This window comes from uncultured Sunxiuqinia sp., assembly GCF_963974515.1.
GTDB lineage: Bacteria > Bacteroidota > Bacteroidia > Bacteroidales > Prolixibacteraceae > Sunxiuqinia.
Window position 1 is genome coordinate 1 of the sequence record NZ_CAXBDD010000213.1, and the last position, 2,509, is coordinate 2,509.

A 2,509-nucleotide genomic window follows, 5' to 3' on the forward strand; every position below is an offset into this window, starting at 1 on the left:
TCTTTGCAGATCAATAGTCCCAGCCCGGTTCCAGATTCGCCTGCGGTTCCGCTGCGTTGATTTTGGCCCAGTTCAAACAAATTCTTTTGCTGCTCGGGGCTCAGGCCGATGCCATTGTCAGCGATACGCACAATCGTCTCGTCGTTCAATCTTTCAGCAGTCACTTCAATTGTCCCTTCCGGTTTGGTGAACTTAATGGCATTGCCGAGGAGGTTCCGGATTACGGTGTCGATCATGTTTGGATCGCTGAATACAATTAGTTGGTCGGGAAAATTAGGTTTGATCTGAATATTTTTTTGTGAAGCCGGTTCCTGATTAAGCTCGACGTTCGTTTGCAAAATTTTACTGAGATTATTCACCTTTGGAGAATAGCTAAAGTTTTCCGATTGGGAGTTTGCCCAAACAAGCAGTTTCTCCAGCAGGTTATAGATGTTTTTCGCCGACTGGTTCGCTAGTTGTAGCATATCTTTTTCCTGCTCAAATTCTTGTTCATCAGCATTGCTTAGCAAATCCAGCAGGCCAAGCAGGCCTGAAAACGGACTTTTTAAGTCGTGCGAAATGATGGAAAGAAATTTATTCTTCGTAAGGTTTGCCTTCTCCAATTCCTGGTTTTTAGCTTGCAATTCGCGTGTGCGTTCTTCGATGATCATTTCCAATTGGAACTGTCTTTTGAGTAAGGCGCGATTGCGCAGCCTTTGGATTAGAACAAACAGGCCAATCACAACAACCATCGAAATAATGATGAATGGTGTCGTCATCCAAAACGGCGGACGAATGATTAGCCGAATGGAGCCGGGGCGGCCGTTCCATTCTCCTAAGCGGTCGGTTGTTTCAACCTGAAAGAGGTAAGTGCCGGGGCTTAACCGGGTGTAAGTAGCCACCTGTTCATTTTGCGGCACGACCCACTGCTCATCAAATCCTTCCAGTTTGTAGCGATATCTTTGCTTTGCCGGGTCGATGAAGTTTAAAGAAGTAAACCGGAACGAGATCATTTGCTGGTTGTAGTCCAGCTCAATCTCGCGCAGTTTCGGATCTTCTTCTGAATAATGCGGAAACACCGGCTTTCCGTAGACTGATGTTTCGGTAATAATGGCTTTGGAGGTATGCCCTGGTGTGTGAAAGGATGCATTGCCATCGAAGAAATCCACTCCTTCATTTCCTCCGAAATAGATGATACTGTCAGCATTGGTTGCAGACGCACGGTCAAAATAGTTTGCTGAAATCAACCCATCCGAGTGATTGAAATAGTCCAGATCATACTCAAATTGATGAGCGTTATCTTGCCAGTAATTTAACCTGAAAAGCCCGGATTTGGTACTAATCCATATTTCGCCGGGTTTCACCGATTCAATAGAGGATATATTCTGGCTGCTGATCGTTGTTTCATTGACGATCGGTAAAAACTGGTCTTGCTCCTTAAGATAAACGTTGAGCCCGTTGTTGGTTCCGGCCCAGATCACGCCCCCGTGGTCACAATAAATCGTTTGCACCGTGTTGCTTGACAGGCTTATGGGGTTATTATTATCGTGAAAATAGTTGGTGAATTGTTGACTTTTCAGGTTGAGTTTTGAAGCGCCGTGAGCGGTTGCAATCCACAGGTTGTTAGCCTGATCAACACACATGTTGAATGTAAAATCGTTTGAAAGTGAGTGATTAAGATCGTCTGTGTTTGGGTCAAAGCGGAACTGCTGAGCCTGCCCGCTAGACGGGTTGTATCTGACAATCCCTTGACCGTGGACGGTTAACCACAGGTTTCCATGGTGATCTTCAATCATGTCACGAATGTCGGCTGTTTCAAGGAGAACAGAAATGGCGCCAGGTTTAAGGCTTACCTGCTGAAAGTTGTTGTTTTCACGATTGAGTTTTTGTAGTCCACTTTGCCATCCGGATACCCAGATGTTTTGTCTGCTGTCTTCAAAAATTCGGAATATAGCGCCCGAAATTCCGTCTTTACCTTTTGATTTTATCCAGTAATGGGTCTTGTTTTGAGCAACAGGATCGTGTTTTTCGACCAGGCCCGATTCGTAGCCCAGCCACATGTTGCCTTCGAGATCAAAATGAATGGCCAGTACTTCTTTTTGAAAAAGGGTGTATTCCATTTCATTTGAAAACATAAAATGCTCAAACGGGATGTTGTTTATACCATAGTTGATTCCTCTGATTCCCGACGAAGTCCATAGATTTTTGTTGTGATCCAGAATCACGTAATCAACTGCTGTTCGTTCAAGGCTGAGCGGGTCGCCCGGAACATTAGTAAAGCGCTGGTAATCGTGTGTGTGTATATTGTAGCGTATTAGTCCGCTATTGGATGCCAGCCAAAGCGTTCCGTTCTTTTCTGCTGAAAAATGATGAATGTCGTAGGTCGTGTTCTCGAAAATGTGATTCTTCACCGTCAGCTCCTCCGGCTTGAATTCGAAAAAACCGTTGGAAAGCGTACTGATGAATAAGCGGTCTTCGATATAGTCGATCTGGGTCAGGGTGAGTTGAGCAAACGGTGTTCCGTCCACTT

At 45.0% G+C, this 2,509-nt stretch carries 1 protein-coding gene; it reads right to left on the bottom strand.

Going from position 1 to position 2,509, the window contains the following annotated elements; genetic code table 11:
• Positions 1-2,509, bottom strand: a 2,509-nt coding sequence (locus tag AAC033_RS18995) for a two-component regulator propeller domain-containing protein (RefSeq protein WP_339741136.1), incomplete at both ends; no start/stop codon positions are given.